We start from the raw sequence: 23,436 nt of genomic DNA on the forward strand, positions 1-23,436 counted from the left end.
CCCCCTTCATGATATCAATTATTTACTTGCTAGTTGGTGTGATCATCATTTGCTGTACTGCTTTCGATTTGCTCTACACCACTTTTGCCCCACGCGGCGCCAGCTTCATCAGTGGACCCGTGACACTGGCTGTCTGGAGAACGTTTTATTTTTTCGGCCGCTTTACAAAAAAAAGAGCACCCCTGACAGGAGCAGGGCTGGCAATAGTCTTTTCCATCCTTATCACCTGGGTGGTACTGCTGTGGGTGGGGAACATTCTCATTTATTCTTCTGATAAGGACTCGGTCATCACTTCCTCTACCCTGCTTCCAGCTAATACGATGGAGCGCATTTATTTTACTGGCTACACCCTTTCCACTTTAGGAAATGGTGATTTTAAAGCAGGTACAGACGGCTGGAGTATTTACACGGCATTTATATCGTTTACAGGACTCATGTTTATTACCATCGCCATTACCTATATGGTGCCTGTACTGTCAGCTGTTACTCAGCGCAGAGCGCTCAGCATACAGATTGCCTCCATTGGCAACAGCCCACAGCGTATTTTGTTAAACAACTGGAACGGTGAGAACCTAAAGAAACTGGAGGATCAGTTTCACAATCTCACACAAGAGATTGTGCATCAGGGGCAGATGCATTTGTCTTACCCGGTACTGCACTACTTCCAGCACGAGGACAAGGAGGCTTCTCTCCTGCCCAACCTGGCAGCGCTCGATGAAGCCATCACCCTCATCCTGATTTATGTTCCAGAGCACATGCGCCCGGGTGATGAGTATTTGGTTCCGCTACGCAAAGCCATTACAACCTTTATAGGCTCCCTTACTTCACTTTATATCAAACCGGATAAAAGCGATGTGCCTGCCATTCATGTTGATGAGCTGCAGCAGGCAGACTTCCCGCTGCTGAAGCCTGATATGACTAAGTTAGAACAACTCAGCAAACGCCGCCGCGCCCTGAAGTACATGGTGGAGTACAATGGCTGGGAGTGGAAAGAAATATCGGCTCCTGTTCTTGGAAAAGACATGGACCTACCTTCTATGCTTTAATGGATGATTGGCATCCGCTTAAACTCTTTTGTTCTGTCAAAGAGGTACCGGTAAGTCGCATGGGTTTTGTAGATACGGCCGCCAATCTGCTCCACCACCTTCATCATTTTAGGGTTAAAGTCCCCTATCCAGTTCATTTGCAGGTCATGGTACGGGATGCTTGGGTTACCCTGGATAAAGTTACCCGCAGCTACAATAATGGCTGCCTCCACCCCTTTTGCCTGGTGTTCAGGTGCAATACCGAACACGATGCCGTGCATGGTCTTGCAGGCTCCACGCCAGCGGTGAAACACGAACTTTAACTTACCCCAAAAATCCATCTTCCCGTTCACATACTGGAACAACTGGTTCAGTTCAGGTATAATGACAAAGAAGCCCACAGGCTCTTCTTCGAAGTACGCAAACCACATGATACGTTCGTCCAGGATAGGCTTCAGTGTGTTCATGATGACAGTAGCCTGAGCTTCGCTCATTTCCTTCACTCCCTCATGCTTTACCCAAGCCTTGTTGTACACCCTCCGGAAATCCTCTGTGTATTTCTTTAAGTCTTTCTTGTCCAGGTGCCGGAAGCTGTAGCGTTCGTCTTTCAGAATCCGCTGTGCTCTTTCATAATACTCCGGAGCAAGCGGATCCTCCACAGTGCGGTAATAGGTATATTGGCGGAAATAGAGCTCAAAGCCATAGTTTTCCAGCAGGTCTTTGTAGTACGGGTAATTGTAATGCATGCAGTAGGTGGGCTTATGAAAGCCATCGATCAGCACTCCCCACCACTTGTCTCTTTCTCCTAAATTGATAGGGCCATCCATGGCCTCCATGCCTTTCTCCTTCAGCCAATCACGGCAGGCATCCAACAGCATGTTAGCAGCCGCCTGGTCGTTTATACAGTCGAAGAAGCCCATACCACCGGTAGGCTGGTCATATTTGTTCGCTGTTTTCCTGTTGATGAAGGCAGCGACACGGCCAATGTATTTCCCCTTGTCATCCTGCAACAGCCAGCGCACTGCATCCCCCTGGCGGAGAAGCTTATTTTTCTTCGGGTCAAAAACGTTGTCGATGTCTTTGTCTAGCGGGCGGATATAATTTGGATCCTTTTTGTAGAGCCTGACCTGCACCATTAAAAATTCCTGTGCCAGTTCAGGGGTAGTTACCTCTATCAGTTGCATAGCTTTCACTTTGGGAGTAGAACCGCAAAGTACGCTATTATCTCCAAGAAAAGGAAGAGGGCACCTGCCATAGCATCAGAAGTACTGGAGGCAAGGCTGATAACATGTTTGACTGTAATCTCACAATACACTTGAAGTAAAACAGAAAGAATCTTAGCAATCGGATGAACAATGACAAGAGCGCATCACAGGCTTTGCATGCTAAATATGCTTTATTTCAAATGGTTGCAGCTATAGCAGCAGTCATTTTACTAAAGAGCCTCTGCCGGAGCAGAACCGGTGGAGGTCAGTTCCTCGGCTAAAGTTACTTTGGGAAGCTTAATGGTGAATTCTGTCCATTCTCCTTCCTCCGTGACTACAATAAGTTCCCCTCCATCGTACCCCCTGGTGATGAATTCATAACTTAGCGAGAGGCCCAGACCAGTACCGTGGCCAGTGGGCTTAGTAGTGAAGAAGGGTTGGAAAATTTTACTTTTTACATTAAAAGGGATGCCTGTGCCATTGTCCCACACAACTATCTCCACTTTGCCTTCCATCAGGCGGGTGCTTGTTTTAACTTTTGGAATAAAGCCCTTAGAAATCCGCTTTTTTTGCTGCACAGCATAGAAAGCGTTGTTGAAGAGGATGAGCAGTACTTTCCCCAGTTCCTGCGGCACCACCACTTTTGGAAGCTGCTGGTCCAGAGAGGTATCGAATGTGCATTCAAAATTCTGGTCTTTTGCCCGCTGGTTGTAATAAGCCAGTCGCAGGTATTCTTCCACAAGCGTATTCAAATCAACGGCTTGTTTACTTCCAGTAGAAATATGGGAGTGCTGCATCATGTTTTTGACGATGGCCTCGGCTCGCTGACCGTGGAGGTGTATCCTTTGTAGGCTTTGTCGAAGGTCCGCAGCAATGGCTAATACCTCTTGCTTGTGATCAGTGTCTACCTCCTGCTCGAGATCCAGGATCAAATCAGCACTTACTTCTGAAAAGTTATTTACAAAGTTCAGTGGGTTCTGGATCTCATGCGCGATGCCCGCAGTCAGTTCCCCTAAGCTGGCCATCTTTTCGGACTGAATGAGTCGGGACTGCGTGGCTTTTAGATGCTCTAGCGTTGTGTGCAGCTCTTCCTTCTGGGCCACAACTTCGGCAGTGCGTTCAACTACCTGCCGTTCCAGTGTTTCGTTCTGGGCTGTAATCAGTTTTTGTTTATCGAGTTCCTGAGCTAGGGTTTTCGCAGACAATTCCTGCACTTCCACCAGTTTAGTAGCCAGTGAGCGACTGGTATAGGCAAACTCTAAAGCCAAAAACAACGAAATGGACAAAGGAAAGCTTAAAACGCTCAAGTTGAAAGCCAGAATACCAAAGAGCAAGTTCGGGCCGGCAGGTACATATCCTGCAGCTATAGCTGAGAAAGCAGAATAGAAGATAAAAAAACCGATAGCACCTACAGCCATAATTTTGGCCCCACGCTTTTTTCTTTTAACTGCTAAAGCTGTGATTCTGATGGACTCCAGGGAAACAAGGAAAAAGACCGCCTTCATAATAAGCCCTGCCTGGTGGTAAAGCCAGAAACTAAGTGGAAACGCTAAAACAAGCACACAGATCAGCGTCCAGAACTAGGTTCCTTTTCTGAATGTGAAGAGATGATAAAGGGCTGCTATGTAAAAAATATGATTTAGCACCAGCCCAACAGCTAAAGTAAAAATGAGCACATGCATTTTCGTTTCAATGCTCATCACGTTGTAAGCGAGGTGGCCTGTTGATGATGACAAAGCGGAAAGAAACGAATAAAGAAAAAAGTACAAATTGGCGCGTTGCGGCGGGTAAAAGCAAAAGAAGGCAAAGTGAAGCACAGCCAGAATGAAAAAGAAGCCGGCCCGGAAGTACTCAAAAGGGGTAATGGTTAAATCTATGGATTTTGAATTTTGAACTGCTGCACTAACTTCATTTACCCTTATTCGAAGTGCCGGGTTGATGGCATCTCCAAACTGCAGGTAAGGGAGGTTTTTCTGCAGCGCAAACCGAACAGCTAATACCTGCGCAGAATCTTCACTTAATGGCAAGGCCAGAAGGTATCCTCTGGGTTTAAAATTGCTTTCACTTCTTCCGGCACATGACTTAACTGGCCAAGCCGTTGAAGTAGATTACCATTAAGATATATTTCTGAAGCACCTCTCTGCTCCACCAGTAAAGCCAATGTCTGTTGTCGCAGCAAGCTATCCGCAGAAAAACGCAGTCTAAACCAAACTACATTGTTTTGCCAGAGTTGAGGCAGGCCCAAAATGTCCTTTGTGGGATCTACAGGATGCAAGTTCCTGTCATCGAAGGCTGGGTCAGCCCCTTCCGGAGCATCACCCGGGCTGTATTTCCACCCGCTATCCAGCAACACACCATTTGCGGGGAACTGTTTTAGTTGAATAACCTGAACATCTTTCTTTTGTGCCTGCAGGTCTACAAAAAAAAGGAAGCAGAAACACAAAAGGATAATTCCTGACCTCATTATTCAACATGTTAAATACCGTCACAATTGAGAAGATTCAAGCTAGCGCTGCCCTTTCTCCTCCTTTGCCTATAAAAAGAACGACTAATTTTTTCTATCGTTTAGTTATCCTTCTACTGCCCCCCCCCTGCATAGCAACACAATAACACAGTACTTTCAAGGATGGACTACTTGCTGCATTCGTTTTGTATTTTCGCCTGTAAACAGGTTTATACCTATATCAAAGTCAATGACAGGTTAAGATAATATTAAAATTTAATACAAATAAATTTATGCAAAGAATTATAAATGCGGCAACAAATTATCTATGCAGCATACGGTAACCGAAACCAGTAAGGTTAACAGGGGAACTTTAAAACGGGATTAATCCAGTAGAAAGGTATCTGTTGCTACTCGATTTGCTTCTGCTTTATATGGGAGGGCTAGTGATTACAAAATACATCAGACACAAAAAAACCACTTACTCCTTTCAGTGTAAGTGGTTTCCATTAAGAGCCCCCTGCCGGGATCGAACCAGCGACCTACTGATTACAAGTCAGTTGCTCTACCAGCTGAGCTAAGGAGGCCTGTACTTTATGTTTTACTAAAAAGCAGAGGAAGTACAAACTTCTGCTTTTTGGAGTGGAGCCCCCTGCCGGGATCGAACCAGCGACCTACTGATTACAAGTCAGTTGCTCTACCAGCTGAGCTAAGGAGGCTTACACTTTTTTGTTGTGCTTTATTGTTCTAAAGCGTTGCAAAAGTATGGCGAAGATTTGTAGCATGCAACAGCTATTCTAAAAAAAATCTTCAGAAACTGTTAAGGTTTTGAGCCTCAGAGGGAAATTTTTTTACCCCCTGAACGCTTGTAACTGGTGCTGCAGCTGATCAATGCGCTTTTGTGCATCTGCAATTTTACCCTCATACTCCTGGCGCAGTTTGTCGGCATTTTTGGAACGGCCAAAAAACTCGATGTTGGTGCGCAATGTTTGTATGTCGTTTTGCAGGTGTGTTATCTCACGGCGTATGTGCTGCTCACGCTGCTGTAGCTTCTGGGCTGCATCCGGACTATGTTTGATTCTCTCTACCTGTAGTTTCACAAGCAGTTTGTTTCGTTCCTCCGGGTTTATGGACGGCACGCGGTCCAGGTACTTTTCCATCAGGGCCAGAAACTTTTCTTCTACTTTTGGGCTGCTGCGTCTTGTATCCGTATCTAGGGCTCTCCACTCTGCCGCAAACCCCTCATATTCTGCCACGGAACCTATGGCATTTGGGGTGGCCAGTTTTTCTGCAATGCGGTCGCACAGATCAAGCTTTTCAGATGACAGTTTTTCCAGTTCAGCGTTTTTGCTTTGCTCGGTTGCCTGCTTTTTGTCAAAGAACTCATTACATGCTGACCGGAAACGCTGCCAGATTTTATCAGAATGCTTGTCCGGTACACGGCCAATGGTCTTCCACTTTTTCTGCAGCTGTATCAGTTTCTCTTTTGTTGTGTTCCAGTCTGTGCTGTCCTTCAGGCTTTCGGCTTCTTCGCACAGTTCTGTTTTCAGGCGCAGGTTCTGCATCTTTTGCTCATCCAAGGCTTTGAAGAACTGGTTTTTATGCTGGAAAAAAGCTTTATAGTTGCCCCAGAACGTCTTGTTCACTTCTTCGGCGTGCTCCTTCGGCACGAGGCCTGCAGCCTCCCATTCTTCTTTCAGCTTCTGGATTTCGTCTGTTTTATCGCGCCACTCGTTGATGCGCTCTGTTTTGAAGTTCGCAAACTCCTGCAGGCGCTCCAGCAGTGCCCGTTTTTTTACCAGGTTTTCCGACTCCCGCTGGTTGCGCTCGCCATGATAAGCACGGCGTCGCTCGTGCACTTGCTCAGAAGCCTGTATAAAGCGCTCCCAAACCGGCTCGCGCTGGTCATTTGGCACCGGGCCTATGTTTTTCCATTCTTCGTGCAGGTGCCGTAGCTCCTGCAGCGCCTTGTTGATGGACTGTTCATCTTTAAGAGCTTCCGCGCGCTCCACAAGGTGCAACTTGGCATCCAGGTTACGTTTGCGGTCCAGCTCCTTCATTTCGAAGAACATGCTGCGGTTGTTGTAGAATATGTCGAGCAGGGCATGGTAAGAATCCCACTGTGCCTGGGCTTCGCCGGCTGGCACTGGTCCTATAGACTTCCACTCTGCCTGCAGCTTCTTCACTTCTTCGCTGCTGTTCTTGGTTTCAGCAGACTCCACCAGCTGCCGTAACAGGCTTAGTAATTGTTCCTTGCGCTCAAAGTTACGCTGGCGCTGCTCTTCTACGTTCTGGCGCTGCTGATACCTTGCCTCGCGGTAAGCGGAAAGAAGCTTTTCCAGGTCCTGGTGCTCCTTGGAAGTATTATATGCGAAGTCATCTTCGGTGCCTCCCTCTTTTTTGAACCTTTCCAAAGCTTCTTCACGCTCTGCCTGGAATCGTTGATCATAGTGGCGGTACAGCTCGTTGATTACCCTGTTTTGCTTCATAGCATCGCCACTTTTCAGCACAGTTTGCAACTGCTGCCGGATCTCATCCAAAGACAACTGGCTGTAATCTGCAGCCTCTCCCTCCTCTTCGTCTTCGTCGTCATGGTGCTGATCAGTAGCACTAGTACCTGCAGTACCAGCCGGGGAAGGCTTATCCAGCAACTCCGGCGTAGCTGCTTCAAGTTCTGCAGTAGCATCGGTCTCTCCCGCGTATTGCTTCACAGGGTCTTTTTCCGCAGAAGCATTTAGTTCTTCCGGTGCAGAAACTTCCTGCATAGCCGCAGCTTCATTTGCATCTGCCGGGTCATTTGTACCCGCGATAGTTTCTACAAAAGCTTCTGTTCTGCCTTCCACCTCATCAGCTTCAGCTTCAGATGTAAGGTTAGGCTTCATCTCCGGCTGCTCTTCTTTCGGTGCAGCTTCCTCCGGCTGTTGCTGGCTCTTGTTGCGGGCGTTTATCTCAGCAAGCCTTTGTTCCAGAATGCTGTTGGGCGTGCTGGCGTTTTGCTGGTTTACAGGCTTGTTTTCTTCTGATCCGGTAGTGTCCATTTGGTTATTTTCAGTTGTCATGTCAACAGTCTTTAATACAAGTAAAGCGTAGTCAGTTCAGGCGCGGGTCTGTAGGGTAATTGGAAAGCACCTTGAATTTTCCTCCCATTTCGCGCAGCACACTGCGCCAAAGGGTATCAGAATCCAAATTAAATAATTTATTTGCAGCATCATTGTTCACAATCCAAACATTTTTATCAATTTCTTCCTGCAACTGGCCTGCCGTCCATCCGGAGTATCCCAAAAAGAACTTAATATCTTCCGTATTTACCAGTCCGGCTCCAATCATTGTGCGGAGCAACTCAAAGTCACCACCCCAGTACAGGCCATCATCCAGCTTTACTGCCTGTGGCAGGTCAGGCAGGCGGTGCACATAATGCAGGGTGTTGTATTGCACAGGCCCTCCCACTCCTAAATCCGCATCAAAAGCATCATTGTATACATCTATCACATCCGACAGCTTCAGGTTAGAGGTACGGTTCAGTACCAGGCCGAATGTTCCCTCCACTTCATCGTGGCTGCACACAAGAATTACCGTCCGCTCAAAGTTCGGATCCCCCAGAAAAGGCTCTGAGATGAGTAAGCTGCCGTTTTGCGGCTTAATTAAACTTTTATCTTCCATCAATTATCCTGCGCTGTTAAGTTCTAAAAGTACATCAGGCTTTCAACCACACTGATTTCTTTAAAGTAAGGCTTTTATCATTCTTACGCAATGCAGCAAATATGGTCGAATTCAGATAAACCAACATGTCGAAGAGTGTAAATTTGTGCCCTAAAGTGTCGTAAATACCTACTTTTGGGTATCTGGCTGCCCTTGCGGCACAATTAAATTCGATGGCAGCAGATAATTTTCTAATTTTGATTTCAATCTAAAACTATGGCGCTGACACAAAACCTTGCAGATATCCGAACAAACTACTCCAGGCAGGCTCTTTCGGAAAGCTCTGTTTCAAAGAACCCGATTGATCAGTTTCAGGTGTGGCTGGAGGAGGCTATTCAGTCGAAGGTAGAGGAACCTACTGCCATGGTGCTTTCTACTGTAAGTGCTGCCGGACGCCCATCTGCCCGTGTCGTACTGCTGAAGGATGTTTCTGCAGAGGGATTGACTTTCTTCACAAACTACGATAGCCGTAAAGGACAGGAATTAAAAGAAAGGCCTTTTGCCGCTGTTACCTTTTTCTGGCCTGCCCTGGAGCGCCAGGTGCGGATAGAAGGCAAGGTGGTGAAAGTGGCACCTGAAACATCGGATGCCTATTTCCACAGCCGCCCGAAAGGCAGCCAAATTGGTGCCTGGGCCTCCCCACAAAGCAAAGAAATAGAGAGCCGGGAAGTGATAGAGAAAGAAGATAAGAAATATACAGAGCAGTATGCTGCGGCCGATTTGATACCACGCCCCCCGCATTGGGGAGGCTATCAGCTGCAGCCGGATCGGCTGGAGTTCTGGCAGGGCCGGCCCAACCGCCTGCACGACCGCATTGTGTATGAAAGGCAGGAAGAAATCTGGCAGATCAAGCGCCTGGCCCCCTGAGAGGAGCACCATGCTGACTCCATCTATACCTAACAAAACCTCATGAATGGCTGAAATACTCCCTTTCCGCGCCTGGCGCTATAACGATTCCCTTTCCGGCAGCATAGATGAACTGACCGCACCCTTGTTTGATGTGGTTTCTGAAAAACAGCGGCAGGCCCTGTACCGCAATCCTATCAACAGTATTCACCTTTCCGTACCGCTTGGCGAGCACCCGGCGCAGGAGGCGGCACATACCCTGCAGCAGTGGAAACAAAAAGGAGTACTGCTGCAGGACCATCTGCCGGGTATCTATGTGTACTACCAGTACTTCCGTTTGCCAGGAAGCGACAAGGAATACGTGCGTAAAGGTTTTATCTGCAACATCAAGGCCTACGATTGGAAAGAAGGTGTTTTATTGCGCCACGAAAACACGATTCCATCTGCTGTGAATGATCGGATTGCGCTGCTGGAGGAAACAGAAATGCATACTAGTCCCACGCACGGGCTTTATTCGGATGAGGCTTTCATATTGGAGCCCTACATGGATGAAAGCATCCGGACACCACTTTATGAGACGGAAGATTACCAGGGAGTTAGGGATGTACTGGCCGTGATTCATGATCATGCTGTTATCAAGCTCTTTGTGGAGACACTTCAGGAAAAACAGATTCTGCTTGCCGATGGCCACCACCGCTATGAGGGGTCCTTAGAATACCGCAAAAAAAGGACGGCACAGAATCCTGCACATACCGGGCTGGAGCCTTACAACTACCACCTCATGTACCTGACTAATTCAGAGCACGACGACCTACGCATTCTGCCAACTCACCGGGTGCTGAAAAACCTGCACATGACGGATGAGGAGTTCCTGGAAAAGCTCAGCGCTTATTTTACTATAACGCCTAAAGAAGAACCGCTGGAGCTGAACGAGGTAATTGCCGGCAAGCAATGGGCTTTTGGTTTATTTTTGAGTGGGAACGCCTACAAACTGAGGCTGAAGCCGGAAGTGCACAAACAAATTGACTGGAACTTTCCGCAGGAAGTAAAGGACCTGGACCTGACGGTGATGCATTATTTTGTCTTCGAGAAAGTGCTGGGCATATACCGGAAAGCACAACGCGACTTTCAGGACTTAAGCTACGTACGCAACTTTACCTCCTGCATCCGGCAGGTGGATACAGGCGAGGCAAGGCTGGCGCTTATTACGAACGAGATTTCTATGGAACAGGTAAAGCGTGTTTGCCATAGCGGTGCCATCATGCCCCAAAAGTCTACTTTTTTCTACCCAAAGGTTATTTGTGGTTTCTTATTTAGCTCTATCAAAGAAGATGAATTTATCACGGCCCCTGCTGCTTGCCTCTAATTCTCCCCGCCGCAAAGAACTGCTGGCAGAACTTGGATTAGAGTTCCAGATAAAAGTAAAGGAAGTAAACGAGGATTTCCCGGAACACCTGAAGCGTGCTGAAGTAGCCGAATATCTTGCCTCGCATAAAGCAGACGCGTACCAGGATGAGTTGGAGAACGAGGTGCTTATCACCGCAGATACCATTGTTTGCCTCGGGGAGCGAATCCTGAACAAGCCAGCTGATTATGAAGAGGCCTTTGAAATGCTCAAAGCGCTGTCAGGTACTTCACACGAAGTAATTACGGGTGTCTGTATAAGCACGAAAGAGCAGAAAACGGTTTTCCATGATACCACGAGGGTCTACTTCAAACCCCTGTCCGGGGCAGCAATCGATTACTATATAAACAACTACAGGCCTTTTGATAAGGCTGGTGCCTATGGCATCCAGGAGTGGATTGGCATGGTGGGCATAGAACGCATAGAAGGCTCATACTTTAACGTGGTGGGCCTGCCTGTACAGAAACTATATGAGCAACTGAGCACGTTAGGAGTAATTGTTTAGCTCCAACATTGGAAGGCCAACGCATTAGCACATTACAACATTAGCACATTCAAGCATGTCTTTTATCAAATTATATTTAGCTCCGGGAAAGGAGCATTCATTAAAGCGCCAGCACCCATGGGTGTTTTCAGGGGCTATCAGAAAAGCAGACGGGGAACCGGCAGAGGGTGATATAGTGGAAGTGTACTCAAGTAAAAATGAGTACCTGGCAATGGGCCATTACGCACCCGGCTCTATTGCAGTCCGTGTTTTCTCTTTTGAGCAGGTAAACCCGGATTTTGCCTTCTGGAAAGGAAAAGTGCAGCAGGCTTATGATTATCGTGTTCGTCTGGGCTTGGTTGAAAATCCACATACCGATGTTTACCGCCTGGTATATGCTGAAGGTGACGGTGTATCAGGTCTGATAGTAGACTTTTACAAAGACACTGCTGTGATTCAGACCCACACAGTGGGCATGTACCGTGTGCGGGAGCATATAGCCAAAGCGCTGCAGGAAATTTATGGCGACAGGCTGCGGGCCATTTACGATAAAAGTGCTGAATCGCTACCGGCTAAAGCACCGGTTGCGGCTGAAAACGGCTACCTCTACGGCGCGTCTACAGGTGGCGTAGTGGTTACAGAAAACGAGAATCAGTTTTTTGTAGATTGGGAAAGCGGCCAGAAAACCGGCTTTTTTATTGACCAGCGTGAAAACCGTGATTTATTGGCCCGCTATGTAAAAGACAAAGCGGTGCTGAATACTTTCTGCTATACCGGCGGTTTCTCTGTGTATGCCCTGAATGCAGGGGCCAAAGAAGTTCATTCTGTGGACGTGTCTAAAAAAGCGATAGAGATAACTGTCAGGAACGGAGAACTGAGCCAGGCACCGGAACGGCACGAGGCTTTTGCGGTGGATACTTTTGAGTTCCTGAAGGGAAAAGAGGAACTGTATGATGTTATTATACTGGACCCACCCGCTTTTGCTAAAAGCCAGAAAGTGCGCCACAATGCCCTGATGGGCTATAAGCGCCTGAATGCGGAGGCAATGAAAAAAATAAAACCGGGCGGTATTCTCTTTACCTTTTCCTGCTCGCAGGTGGTGGATAAATACCTCTTCAACAACACGGTGATGGCAGCGGCCATTGAGGCAGGCCGCAACATTAAAATCATGCACCACCTCTCCCAGCCCGCCGACCACCCTATCTCCATCTTCCATCCGGAGGGTGAGTACCTGAAGGGCCTGGTCTTGTTTGTAGAGTAGAGTTAATAATAGCTTCAAGCGAAACAGGCTACAAACCCTGTCCTGTCATTTCGAACGCAGTGAGAAGTCTGTCCTGTTGCCCGAATTGCAAAAAAGACTGATTCCTTACTGCGTTTTAAATTACAAATTGGTAAGTGCGGCGTTACAGATCACTCCCTTAGTAAATGAAAAGCAGGCAGTTCCTGCGGCAGTTCCATCCGGATGCGCCATTCCTTCGGATAATAGTTATTCATGCGGTTGCCCACCTGTTTTGCCCAGCCAAGGGGTGTGTTCCTGTGCTGGAGCAGCACCCAGTCGTTGCCATGGGTGCCTAAACTGATGTCTTCTTTGCGGAGGTAGCGCAGCGCCTGCTCCAGGTCCAGTTCAGCCGTTCCGAAAGCAGTTTTATTCAGGTGTTGCGACAGCGCGAGCCCTTGCAGTGGCTTCCGTTTTTTTCCTTTCACTTCGGCTATTTCGGTACCTGCATAAATTACGTACAGGTTCTGTAGCACCGTATCAGCGGACTCAATGTGGTGAGCAGGTATAGCAGATAAAATGTCCCCGTGCTGTATCCATGCAAATTCTTCCGGGTTTAAGAGCCAGTCCTGCACCAGTGCCTGCTCCTTTTTTCCGGCAAGGTTCAGCTTATTCTTTTTCTTCTTACCATGAGGGGCTGCTGCTTCAGCTTCACCTGCTTTGCGGATAACCGCCATAAAGAAGCCTTCCCCCTGGATACGGTGTGGGTAGAAACGGTAACCTTCTACTCCCCTTAACTGTGTAGGCATTACGCCCCACTCTGGCTGCAGCCTCAGCTTCAGTGTCTCTGCCTGTTCCTGCTCTACAAGCCAGGCAATGTTCTCTTCGTTTTCCTGCTCATTCCAGGTGCAGGTGCTGTAAATCAGGATGCCGCCCGGCTTCAGGGAATCCCATACATCCATCAGGATACGCTGCTGGCGCTGCGCGCACAAATTCACATTCTCTTCCGACCATTCGTTTACTGCCTGTGGATCTTTCCGGAACATGCCTTCACCGCTGCACGGTGCATCAACCACCATTACATCAAAGAAGCCGGGCAGCCTGCCAAAATCTCTTGGGTCGTTGCTCGTAACCAGTACATTCCCGCTTCCCCATTTGGCCACATTTTCTGCCAGTATAGAGGCACGGCTCCTGATAACTTCATTCGATACCTGAAAACTGTCAGGGGAAATAAGGCTGGCCAGGTGCGTTGATTTCCCTCCCGGAGCGCCACATAAATCCAGGACATGCAGCGGCTGGTCCAGGTTTACTGTTTGCTTGAGTGCCTGCTCCAGAAACATAGAGCTAGCCTCCTGCACATAATAAGTGCCGGCATGCAACAGCGGGTCCAATGTAAAGGAAGGTCGCTCAGCTAAATAATAGCCATGTTCAGTCCAGGGCACTTTAGGTAAACCAGGTCTGAAAGAGATTTTCGCTGGATTCAGGCGTACGCTTACAGGCGGTGCTTGCTGCAGTGCGGCTACAAAATTATCATAGTCACGGCCCAGTAGCCGCTGCATGCGATTTGTGAAAGAGATGGGTAACTGCATCATTTGGTAAAGGTACGCCTATTTTGATGTAGACGAAAATAGGCTTGATAAGCAACTGTGTTCAATTAACCTTCTTCAGCCGGAGGTACTCTTCTACAACAGGCAAGTCTGGTAAACACCATTCATACATACGCAGGTTATCGTACACTGTCCATTCGAAAGCACAATGCTCCAGCAACCGTATCTCACCTCCTTCAACTGTACAAATGTAGGGAATTAGCTCAATAGCTTTAATAGGCGTACGGTGCAACACAGGAGTCATTCGCTGCAAAGGCTTTACTTCTAAATGCAGTTCTTCCCTGATCTCACGCACCAGACATTCTTCCTCTGTTTCGCCCGGTTCTACCTTACCTCCCGGAAACTCCCACAGCAGTGGTTCCCGCATGGCTGCACTCCGCTGCGTTACCAGCACCCGGTTTCCTTTTTCTATGATGGCACAAGTTACCTTTAACATGTAAAAAAAATTTCTAATTAATATGATGGACTGAATCTGATAGTAAGCCCGATGATAAAGCTTTCAACTACACTTACGGCCACATAACTAAATGATTTATTTACCTGACGCTACCTTTCTGAAGCAGGCATGTATGTTGAGAGCGAGGGGAAAATGCTTCATGCACAAGAGATAGGGCAGCACGCAAAATAATTTATGGAAACAATCATGTTGGTCATTACCTTAGAAGAACTTATCTTAGAACAGGATAAGCTTTATTGCAGGACAACAGTGGCAATTGATGACTAATGGCTATCAGTATCAACTACAGGTTTCTTTTTCGCATTGGTGGCTGGTCAGTTTTGGCAACAGCCCTGCTGAGTGTGCTGCTGATGAAGGTACTGGAGCATCATGCGGAAGTGGTACCTGTCTTGGGACAGAAAAGTATGGCTATCGATTTGTTAACCTTCAGCTTTGCACTGGGCTTTATACTCAACCTTATTTCTACCAAACTGACTCACATAGCCCTGAAAAAAAGAAAGGTGCTGCCCCTGCACTGGCACCTCAAAAGCCAGACGCTTGTTGACCGGCTGCCACAGCATCTCCTTCACAGGGCTTTTATGCTCGGCTTGGCTGGACTTTTAGTTGCATGCCTCACCTTGTTTCTGTTCCGGCTAAGAGAAGTAGAGCAGTTGCCATACCAGGAGTACCTTCTTATTTTTTCCTTACATGCCGTTTTGCTGGCAGGGGCGGTAACCGTCATGTCGGTATACAGGGGGTTGGGTGACTATACTTTAATCCGCCAGGGTAAAACTAAAAGTCAAAGCACCTCCGCAGTGTAACGAAGGTGCTATAGCTATACTTCCATAATTTCAAATTATGGTTTTCTTTGCCTATTTAAATTTGTCTTTCAGGATTTCAAACTCCATGGCTGGCGCGATACGCTCATATAGCACATGGTAGACCGCGTTGGTGATTGGCATATCCACCTTCAGCTTTTTGTTTAGTTCAAAGATACTCTGCACGGCATAGTAACCTTCTGCTACCATGTTCATCTCTACCTGGGCCGACTTTACAGTATAGCCACGCCCAATCATGTTGCCAAAGGTGCGGTTGCGGCTAAACTGCGAATAGGCGGTTACGAGTAAATCACCTAAATAAGCCGAACCACTTAAATCGCGGTGAATGGGCATGATGGCATCAAGAAAGCGCTCAATCTCAAACATGGCATTTGATACCAGCACCGCCTGGAAATTGTCACCGTAGTTCAGGCCACGGGCAATGCCGCAGGCCATGGCGATGATATTTTTCATCACGGCGCAATACTCTATCCCATCCAGGTCGTCGAGCGGGTTCGCTTTAACATAGCGGTTACGGAGCAGCGTGCAAAACTTCTCGGCCGTGGTCATATCATGGGAACCGATGGTCAGGTAGGATTGCTTTTCTAAAGCCACTTCCTCGGCATGGCAAGGCCCTGCAATGACCAGTTGGTGCGAATTGGGCACATGATAACGCCGCTCCACATAATCGGTGATCAGAATGTTTTCTACAGGGATCATTCCCTTTATGGCCGATATCACCACCTTGCCTTCAAAGGCGTCTTCCGCTAAATCAGCAAGTGCCAGCCGCACAAATGCGGCTGGCACTGCCAGAACAACCCAATCAGCGGCAGCAAGCACTGCCTGTATATCTAAAGAAGGCTTTACATAATCTAAATCAAACGATACCTGGCTGAGGTAACGTGGATTGTGTTTGTAATTGTTCAGGTGCTGCACATCGTTTGTGTTGCGCATCCACCAGTGTACCTGTGATTGATTTTCTGAGAGAATCTTTACAATGGCTGTAGCCCAGCTACCTCCCCCCAATACTGCTACTTTTTCCAAGTTAATGTTTTAGGTTATTCCTATTGAGTATCTGCGGCAATTGCCTGTTTGTTCAGTGAGTTTTCGTCTTTCACTGCTACTTTGGCTCCGTCGTTCAGCGTCTGCGACACTGCCCTGAAAGGACCTGCGACTATTTTCTGGCCCGGTTCGATACCACTGATGATCTCGATATTCTCAAAATCACTGATGCCGGTCTTTACATTAACAGACTGAACAGTGTTGGTGCTGCTGTCATAAACAAAAACTACTTCCTGCACCTGTGCAGGTGGTGCCGGTGCATTGTTCTGCTCCTGTTGTGACTCTTCCTCATCATCTCCTTCTGCGTCAGAATTGGAATTAGGTGCATTCGGCGAACGTGTGGTAACCGCAGACAAAGGTACAGATAAAACATTAGGTTTACGTTCTGTGATAATGTCAACAGAGGCCGTCATGCCAGGGCGGAAAGGACGTCTTGTTTGGGCAGTAAGGTGGCTATAAGAGTCATTGAGCAGGCGGATACGCACCTCGAACTCTGTTACAGCCTCCAGGGTGGTGGCATCCTTGGCAGTATTGGCGATAGCTGTCACCACCCCTTTGAATTTTTCGTCACGGCTGGCGTAGGAGTCAACATCCACTATAACTGAATCTCCAAGCTCTACACGGATGATGTCGTTCTCGTTTACATTCACACGCACCTCCATGTTGTTGAGGTTTGCGATGCTCATGATTTCTGTTCCGGCCATCTGCGATGTACCTACCACGCGCTCGCCCTGCTCCACGTTCAATTTCGACACCGTACCGCTTACGGGTGCATAGATAGTTGTCTTGTTCAGGTTTTCACGGGCATCTTTCAGGGAAGCCAGGGCATTTTGTACATTAAATTCAGCGGCGCGAACACTTTGGCGCAGCGACGCTACTTCCTGGCGTGCTGACTCATAGTTGGCCTTAATCTGCTGCCACTCCGACACTGAAATGACTTTCTGATCAAACAAAGGCTTGTTGCGCTCATAATTCTGCTCTACCTGTACAAGATTGGCCTCTGCCTGCGCCAGCCTGGCTTTTGATTGTGCCAGGTTCGCACGCTGTGTATTCACAGAAGCTTCCTGTGCATCCACCATCGACTGGTAGTTATCAGGGCGGATGCGAAGCAGCAACTGGCCTTTCACTACAGAGTCGCCTTCTTCCACATGTAACTCAATTATCTCACCCGACACGTCCGGGCTTATTTTAACTTCTGTTTCCGGCTGAATTTTGCCGGATGCACTTACTTTTTCTACAATTTCAGTTCTTTTTGCCTCCGCAAGCACCACTTCTGTACCCTCTTCCTTGCCAATCCATCCTGCTTTTTTAGCGACAACAATTCCGACAAGCACGAATACCAGCGCTGCAATGAGAATAGGGATTAGCTTCGATTTCTTTTTAGCCATGTTTTAGAAAGATATATCTTCTCCTTGATAGAAATCCAGGACCTTTAATTTGAAAAAGTACTCATACTTAGCCTGTACAAGATTGGACTGAGCAGCACGGTAATTGTTGGCAATAATGTTAAAGTCCACAGTATTGATGACACCACTGTTTAGCCTTAGTTGCGCATTGCTATAGTTTTTCTCAGCAGCCCTTAGCTGCTCTCTGGCTGATGCATACCGGCGTTGAGATGCTACAGCATCTACATAGGCTTGTTCAATGGTCTGGCGCAGGTTGTTGCGGGCAATATCCGCATTGATCTGAGCATCCTGCTGCTGTAATTTGGCCCGTTGCACGTTTGTGCGTACCTGCAGTCCGTTAAAAATAGGAACCTGCAGTGAGAAGCCAAAGTTCTTACCAACGCCATCCCTTAGCTGGTCCAGGTATTCATATGTTTCTCTTCTGAAGGTAGTTGTAGGCGTATAAATGATAAAAGGATTTGTTCCTTCAGAGTCTGTGAAGCCGATGGGTGTCGGTTGCAAAGCACCTTCCTCAGGAAAACGGAAGTCCCTGGCACTGGAATAAAAGGTGTTGTAACTGGCAAACATGGAAAGCCGCGGGTAGTAAGCACCTCTTGCGATATCGAGGGCTTTTGCAGCGCTTAGCACCCGAAGATCTGCTCCCTGTATGGCTGGCAGCGTCTGCAGGGCCACTTCATATACCTGCTGTGAATTTACCAGCACAGGGTCTTTGTCAGGCTCTGGAATTTCAGGCACCACTATACTGAAATCCTCCGAGGCAGGCAGATTTAACACCTGCATTAACGAGAGCCTGGAGATATCGCGCTGATTCTTCGCATTTATTAATTCCAGATCATCCGCTGCTAACTGAGATTCGAGGTCCAGCACAGCATTTTCTGCCACGCTGCCGGCTTTGAAAAGAATCCGGGTTCTATCGAGTTGCTGCTGTGTTAAGTCTTTTGTCTGCTGCGAAATTTTTATAAGTTCATCAGCAAAGAGGATGTTCAGGTAGGAGTTAATAATCTGCAGGGTAACGTCGTTCTGTGCTGAAAGCACTTCCTGTTCACTGGCCCGCAATTCAATCTCATTTTGCTTGATGGCATTTACCTGCTGGAATCCCGCAAAAAGAGGTACACTAGCATTTAACTGCCAGTTGTTCGTCCGGCTTTCCTCAGAGCGAAGTTCTGATGTAGTCGGATCGACATAGGTACCGTAGTTAAAATTGTAGGAAGAGCCTCCGTTGATGGACGGTAGGCGCCCAAATTTTGACTGGGTGAGGTCTGCCTGGGTAAACTGCCTATTTAACTTGCTTCGTTTTACCTGCAGGTTGTTTGCCTTGGCATAATTCACAGCCTCCTCTAACGACCAGACGTTGTCGTTTCCTCCGCCCTGCTGCTGTGCCATAGCTCCAGCCATGCCCGACAAGGACAGGCCAATGACCAGCAGCAGTTTCTTAGAATTTTTTTTCATAGTACACATTCATTATAGGTCGATATTCGGAATATAGATCACGTTCTTTACCCAGTTCAACTGCCTCAGGTATTCCAGTGTAATGGGTTTGATGCCTGAATCCATTTCCATAAACTGGCGGGCGAGTTCATTTTTACCTTTCCTGGACACGCTCATGGTGGCAATGTTACATTCGTCATGCGCCAGAACAGAAGCGATAAAAGCAATACTGCCTGTTACATCCTCAGCATCAATAATCAGCGTATGGAGGGTGGCCGAAAAATTAGCTGAAAAGCCATCTACCTCTACAATCTTTATTACCCCACCACCACGGCTCTGCCCGATTACCTCTACCTCCCGGCCACTACCCTTCAGGTTGAGCTTGATGGTGTTAGGGTGCATGGTGGAGGCATTGCCAACTGACCGGAAGGTATATTTCAGCCCGCGCTCCTCTGCATGTGCAAAAGCATCCTTAATGCGCTTGTCGTCGGTCTTGAAATCAAGCAGACCAGCTATAATAGCGCGGTCGCTGCCGTGCCCCTCGTATGTGCGGGCAAAGGAATTGTAAAAGGTTATTATTGCCTCTTCCGGGGCGGCACCAAGCAAACGGATAGCAGCCCTCGCAATGCGAACTACACCTGCCGTATGAGAGCTGGAAGGTCCAATCATGACAGGTCCAATCATATCAAAAACGCTGCTTTTTTCAGCCATAATGGTGTTACCGTAAAAAATATCGCATAAATCAAATTTAGCAAGAAACTAAGAATTTTGCTTTAAATAAGCATGTATTTAGATTTAATTCTACCAACAGCAGTTTTCCATCTACAAAATCTGAAACAGCCTCCACCAAAGCACAGAGTGAGCCTTGTTATGTATGATAGCTGTCTGAACCAGGAAGGTTTATAGCAACATAAGCCCTATGTGCCAAACGCTGCTGACATCTAAGATGCAAACTTACCTCTTTGGGTTGCCTCTGCCTTAGAACATTTGTATGTGCCTAACAGAAATAATTTAGAAACAGGCTGGGTGACAAAGATGAGATTTACGTACTTTGTGTTCTTAAACCATCACGTACCACAAATCAGCTTTGAATGGAGCACAGCTTTGACCCAGAAGTGCTGGAGCAGCTTAAGCGGCTGGAGGAGAAATACGTACCACTTGGCCAGAACCTGGCGGCTTACCTGGAAGGCCTGTATTACACCGACTTCCTGAATTACTGGGATTATATTCACCTCGACTCCTTGTTGAGCCTGCAGAACCCACGCACCAATATTCCGGACGAGAAGATTTTTATCATGTACCACCAGATTACGGAGCTTTACTTTAAGCTCTGCCTGGAGGAATACAGGCAAATCGGGGACGATAGGGAAATAACAGCTGAATGGTTCCTGCGCCGCATCAAGCGCATTAACCGCTACTTCGATAACCTGATAAGCTCATTCGATGTGATGGTGGAGGGCATGGACCCGCAGCAGTTCCTTCACTTCCGGATGGCCCTGATGCCGGCCAGTGGTTTCCAGTCTGTGCAGTACCGCATGATTGAAATTGCCTCAACCGATCTGCGGAATCTTGTGGACAAAGCAAAACGGGCGGCGCTGGGCTTACAAAGCACCCAGGAAGAAATGATTGGCTGCATTTACTGGAAAGAAGGCGCCACAGAGGTAGCATCGGGCAGTAAAACCCTGACACTGCTCCGTTTTGAGGAAAAATACACGTCTCAGCTCATTCAGTTTGCAAAGGAGTATGAGCACAAAAATGTTTGGGCAGTATACAAGCGGCTTCCTGTGGCAGATCAGCAGAACCCTAAAATCACGAATGCCCTGCGCACCCTCGATACCAATGTGAATGTCAACTGGCCTCTGATGCACTACAAGTCTGCCGTACGTTATCTGCAAAAGGACCCGGAGATAATAGCGGCTACAGGAGGTACCAACTGGATGAAGTACCTGCCACCCCGCTTCCAGAAGCGCATCTTCTATCCCGAACTGTGGTCCCCACAAGAAGTGGAAGAATGGGGCAAAGGATGGGTAGACAAAGTGCTGAAGGATGATATTTAAATGAAGCAGCCATTTTTGTAGTAGCCTTTTGGGGTTACTGGTTGTTTTTGCTAAACTATATTTGAATCTAAAAACCCTTTCTACCTAAATATCTGTACCTGCCTTGATTGTAACGAAGAAAAACGAACTACAACCAGTGGTACCGTGTTCTTACACAGCATAATTCATCTACAAATAAACCCGGTTTAAGGATAAATCCCTTACCCAAAAATTACATGAGAAAAAAAGAACTTGATCTGGTGTTAGCGCCAGAGGTTGCGTTTGATGCGCAGCAATTAGAGCACGAAATTCTGAAAAGTGCCCGCGTTAAGCCTGAAGATGTAAAATTTCTGCACCGCATCAAACGCTCTATCGATGCGCGTGGACGAGCAGTACAGGTACGCGTTCGGGCAGATGTATATTTAGACAATCCTCCCACTGATATTATCTCGCCCCAGTACCATTACCCTGATGTGACGAATGCCAAGTCTGTGGTGATAGTAGGTGCTGGCCCTGCCGGTTTATTTGCTGCTTTGCGCTGCATTGAACTAGGCCTGAAGCCCATTGTGCTGGAGCGAGGAAAAGATGTGCGCAGCCGCCGCCGTGATTTGGCCGCCATCAACAAAGAACACACTGTAAATCCTGATTCTAACTACTGCTTTGGCGAAGGGGGTGCCGGTACTTATTCTGACGGTAAGCTGTACACCCGCTCTAAAAAGCGTGGCGACCTGCAGCGTATCCTGCAAATACTGGTGCAGCATGGCGCTACTCCTGACATTCTGTTCGATGCCCATCCACACATTGGCACAAACAAGCTTCCGAAGATAATTGAAGCCATTCGCGAGACTATCCGGAATGCCGGTGGCGAAGTGCTGTTTGACAAGCGTGTGACAGATTTCATTCTGGAGCAGGGTGAGATGCGGGGCGTAGTAACGCAGGACGGGCAGGCTTATACAGGCGAGTCCGTAATTCTGGCGACAGGACACAGCGCCCGCGACATATTTGAACTGTTGCAACAGAAGGATATCACCGTAGAGGCCAAGCCATTTGCCATGGGCGTGCGGGTGGAACACCAGCAAAGTCTTATCGACAGCATTCAGTATAAGTGCGATGATAGGGGCCCTTATTTACCTGCTTCGTCTTATGCGCTGGTGCAACAGACACATTATAACAACAGACAGCGCGGTATTTTCTCCTTCTGTATGTGCCCCGGTGGCTTTATTGTACCTTCGGCAACAGCACCTGGCGAGGTAGTGGTAAACGGCATGTCGCCGAGCCGCCGCGACTCACGCTTCTCTAACTCGGGCATTGTAGTGGCTATTGAACTGGAGGATATGGAGCTGGAGAAATATGGCCCATTAGCCGGTTTACGTATGCAGCAGGCCCTGGAGCAGAAAGCCTGCCAGATGGCAGGAGGCACTCAGGCAGCGCCAGCCCAGCTACTCCAGGACTTTACGCGCCGAAAAACAGGAGGTGCCCTGCTGGATACATCCTACCAGCCAGGCCTGGTGCCGGTAGATATGAACGAGCTTTTCCCCGAGGATATGAGCTATCGCCTGCGCGAAGGGTTTAAAGCTTTCGGAAACAAAATGAGAGGCTACCTCTCTAACGAAGCACAGATTGTGGGGGTAGAGAGCCGTACCTCCTCCCCTGTACGTATTCCGCGAGACAGGGAAACGCTGGAGCATGTGCAGGTAAAGCGCTTGTTCCCTTGTGGCGAAGGAGCCGGCTATGCGGGAGGCATTGTGTCTGCTGCTATGGACGGAGAACGTTGTGCCGAAATGGCAGCCCAAAAGGCTGGAGTCAGGTTGAATAAATAAGCACGGCTTTGCCAGCGCATTTTCCCTTGGTTTAGTAGTCGAAGCAGTTTAAAACACCAACTATTTAGGTCACAGATAGGTAAAACTATGTATAGAAACTTGTGAACCTAGGTTTAAAACGTTTTACATATGAAAAAGACAGTTGTATTAGGTGCCTCCGATAACCCGGCTCGTTATGCATACAAAGCCGTTCACAGGCTGCAGCAGCACGGGTACGAGGTGGTACCGGTAGGTATAAAGAAAGGAGAAGTGGGCGGAAAGAAAATCATTCATGATAAATCCGAACCCATTGAGGATGTAGATACAGTGACGCTGTATGTGGGACCGCAGAACCAGCCATCCTGGTACGATTATATCCTGAACCTGAAACCAAAGCGCATTATCTTTAATCCAGGTACAGAGAATCGTGAATTTGAGCAGATGGCAGAGGCAGCCAATATAGAAACGCTGCACCATTGCACCCTTGTGATGCTGGCCACAGATAACTATTAAATTCGCGA

The 23,436-nt window shown here is 47.8% G+C and carries 21 protein-coding genes and 2 tRNA genes; 9 read left to right on the forward strand and 14 right to left on the reverse strand.

The window, feature by feature from the left end:
• The first annotated feature begins 8 nt into the window (after positions 1–8).
• Positions 9–1,046, forward strand: a complete 1,038-nt coding sequence (locus ACYVB1_RS07485; protein ID WP_460922283.1) for an ion channel — start codon at positions 9–11, stop codon at positions 1,044–1,046.
• Here the strand turns inward: ACYVB1_RS07485 and ACYVB1_RS07490 are convergent.
• From ACYVB1_RS07490 to ACYVB1_RS07525, 8 genes are all read right to left on the reverse strand, one after another.
• Positions 1,043–2,209, reverse strand: coding sequence for a hypothetical protein (locus ACYVB1_RS07490; protein ID WP_460922285.1), 1,167 nt, complete (start codon positions 2,207–2,209; stop codon positions 1,043–1,045). The genes ACYVB1_RS07485 and ACYVB1_RS07490 overlap by 4 nt on opposite strands.
• Positions 2,210–2,460: 251 nt before the next feature.
• Positions 2,461–3,648, reverse strand: a complete 1,188-nt coding sequence (locus ACYVB1_RS07495) for a sensor histidine kinase (protein ID WP_460922287.1) — start codon at positions 3,646–3,648, stop codon at positions 2,461–2,463.
• Between the two features lie 162 nt (positions 3,649–3,810).
• Complete coding sequence (locus tag ACYVB1_RS07500) at positions 3,811–4,257, reverse strand: hypothetical protein (protein ID WP_460922289.1); 447 nt, start codon at positions 4,255–4,257, stop codon at positions 3,811–3,813.
• The gene (locus tag ACYVB1_RS07505; protein ID WP_460922291.1) at positions 4,248–4,694 is read right to left on the reverse strand and encodes a hypothetical protein; all 447 of its coding nucleotides are present in this window, start codon (positions 4,692–4,694) and stop codon (positions 4,248–4,250) included. The genes ACYVB1_RS07500 and ACYVB1_RS07505 overlap by 10 nt, the downstream gene beginning before the upstream one ends.
• A 493-nt stretch (positions 4,695–5,187) precedes the next feature.
• A tRNA-Thr gene (locus ACYVB1_RS07510) sits at positions 5,188–5,260 on the reverse strand.
• Between the two features lie 56 nt (positions 5,261–5,316).
• Positions 5,317–5,392, reverse strand: a tRNA-Thr gene (locus ACYVB1_RS07515).
• A gap of 132 nt (positions 5,393–5,524) precedes the next feature.
• Positions 5,525–7,732 carry a DUF349 domain-containing protein gene (locus ACYVB1_RS07520; protein ID WP_460922293.1) on the reverse strand — a complete coding sequence of 736 codons (2,208 nt, stop codon included), beginning with the start codon at positions 7,730–7,732 and terminating at the stop codon, positions 5,525–5,527.
• A gap of 31 nt (positions 7,733–7,763) precedes the next feature.
• Positions 7,764–8,333 (reverse strand): YqgE/AlgH family protein, encoded by a 570-nt coding sequence (locus ACYVB1_RS07525; protein WP_460922295.1) that lies wholly within the window; start codon positions 8,331–8,333, stop codon positions 7,764–7,766.
• A gap of 255 nt (positions 8,334–8,588) precedes the next feature.
• On the opposite strand from ACYVB1_RS07525, the gene pdxH reads away from it, so the two are divergent.
• Genes pdxH through ACYVB1_RS07545 form a run of 4 tightly spaced genes read left to right on the forward strand, consistent with a single transcriptional unit; the run spans position 8,589 to position 12,368 of the window.
• Complete coding sequence (gene pdxH / locus ACYVB1_RS07530) at positions 8,589–9,239, forward strand: pyridoxamine 5'-phosphate oxidase (RefSeq protein WP_460922297.1); 651 nt, start codon at positions 8,589–8,591, stop codon at positions 9,237–9,239.
• 46 nt (positions 9,240–9,285) lie between these two features.
• Complete coding sequence (locus tag ACYVB1_RS07535; protein ID WP_460922299.1) at positions 9,286–10,584, forward strand: DUF1015 domain-containing protein; 1,299 nt, start codon at positions 9,286–9,288, stop codon at positions 10,582–10,584.
• Positions 10,550–11,128: a Maf family nucleotide pyrophosphatase gene (locus ACYVB1_RS07540; protein WP_460922301.1), complete on the forward strand. Its 579-nt coding sequence runs from the start codon at positions 10,550–10,552 to the stop codon at positions 11,126–11,128. The genes ACYVB1_RS07535 and ACYVB1_RS07540 overlap by 35 nt, the downstream gene beginning before the upstream one ends.
• A 55-nt stretch (positions 11,129–11,183) precedes the next feature.
• Complete coding sequence (locus ACYVB1_RS07545) at positions 11,184–12,368, forward strand: class I SAM-dependent rRNA methyltransferase (protein ID WP_460922303.1); 1,185 nt, start codon at positions 11,184–11,186, stop codon at positions 12,366–12,368.
• A gap of 149 nt (positions 12,369–12,517) precedes the next feature.
• Here ACYVB1_RS07545 and ACYVB1_RS07550 read toward each other — a convergent pair whose 3' ends face one another.
• Both ACYVB1_RS07550 and ACYVB1_RS07555 read right to left on the reverse strand, forming a co-directional pair.
• Positions 12,518–13,915, reverse strand: coding sequence for a methyltransferase RsmF C-terminal domain-like protein (locus ACYVB1_RS07550; protein WP_460922305.1), 1,398 nt, complete (start codon positions 13,913–13,915; stop codon positions 12,518–12,520).
• Between the two features lie 58 nt (positions 13,916–13,973).
• Complete coding sequence (locus ACYVB1_RS07555) at positions 13,974–14,366, reverse strand: (deoxy)nucleoside triphosphate pyrophosphohydrolase (protein WP_460922307.1); 393 nt, start codon at positions 14,364–14,366, stop codon at positions 13,974–13,976.
• Positions 14,367–14,653: 287 nt separating this feature from the next.
• Between ACYVB1_RS07555 and ACYVB1_RS07560 the strand changes: the two genes are divergently transcribed.
• Positions 14,654–15,187 (forward strand): hypothetical protein, encoded by a 534-nt coding sequence (locus tag ACYVB1_RS07560; RefSeq protein ID WP_460922309.1) that lies wholly within the window; start codon positions 14,654–14,656, stop codon positions 15,185–15,187.
• 51 nt (positions 15,188–15,238) lie between these two features.
• Here ACYVB1_RS07560 and ACYVB1_RS07565 read toward each other — a convergent pair whose 3' ends face one another.
• The 4 genes from ACYVB1_RS07565 to sdaAB are packed head-to-tail and all read right to left on the reverse strand — an operon-like array spanning position 15,239 to position 19,791.
• Positions 15,239–16,228, reverse strand: a complete 990-nt coding sequence (locus ACYVB1_RS07565; RefSeq protein ID WP_460922311.1) for an NAD(P)H-dependent glycerol-3-phosphate dehydrogenase — start codon at positions 16,226–16,228, stop codon at positions 15,239–15,241.
• Positions 16,229–16,248: 20 nt separating this feature from the next.
• Positions 16,249–17,634: an efflux RND transporter periplasmic adaptor subunit gene (locus tag ACYVB1_RS07570; RefSeq protein ID WP_460922313.1), complete on the reverse strand. Its 1,386-nt coding sequence runs from the start codon at positions 17,632–17,634 to the stop codon at positions 16,249–16,251.
• Between the two features lie 3 nt (positions 17,635–17,637).
• Positions 17,638–19,101, reverse strand: coding sequence for a TolC family protein (locus ACYVB1_RS07575; protein WP_460922315.1), 1,464 nt, complete (start codon positions 19,099–19,101; stop codon positions 17,638–17,640).
• Between the two features lie 12 nt (positions 19,102–19,113).
• The gene (sdaAB, locus tag ACYVB1_RS07580) at positions 19,114–19,791 is read right to left on the reverse strand and encodes an L-serine ammonia-lyase, iron-sulfur-dependent subunit beta (RefSeq protein WP_460922317.1); all 678 of its coding nucleotides are present in this window, start codon (positions 19,789–19,791) and stop codon (positions 19,114–19,116) included.
• Positions 19,792–20,171: 380 nt separating this feature from the next.
• Here sdaAB and ACYVB1_RS07585 point away from each other — a divergent pair, with 380 nt between their 5' ends.
• The 3 genes from ACYVB1_RS07585 to ACYVB1_RS07595 all read left to right on the forward strand — a co-directional run bounded on the left by ACYVB1_RS07585 (position 20,172) and on the right by ACYVB1_RS07595 (position 23,428).
• The gene (locus ACYVB1_RS07585) at positions 20,172–21,137 is read left to right on the forward strand and encodes a tryptophan 2,3-dioxygenase family protein (protein WP_460922320.1); all 966 of its coding nucleotides are present in this window, start codon (positions 20,172–20,174) and stop codon (positions 21,135–21,137) included.
• Positions 21,138–21,352: 215 nt separating this feature from the next.
• Complete coding sequence (locus tag ACYVB1_RS07590; RefSeq protein ID WP_460922322.1) at positions 21,353–22,936, forward strand: NAD(P)/FAD-dependent oxidoreductase; 1,584 nt, start codon at positions 21,353–21,355, stop codon at positions 22,934–22,936.
• 129 nt (positions 22,937–23,065) lie between these two features.
• The gene (locus tag ACYVB1_RS07595; protein WP_460922324.1) at positions 23,066–23,428 is read left to right on the forward strand and encodes a CoA-binding protein; all 363 of its coding nucleotides are present in this window, start codon (positions 23,066–23,068) and stop codon (positions 23,426–23,428) included.
• The last annotated feature ends 8 nt before the right edge of the window (positions 23,429–23,436 follow it).

It is taken from the genome of Pontibacter brevis (assembly GCF_054779655.1).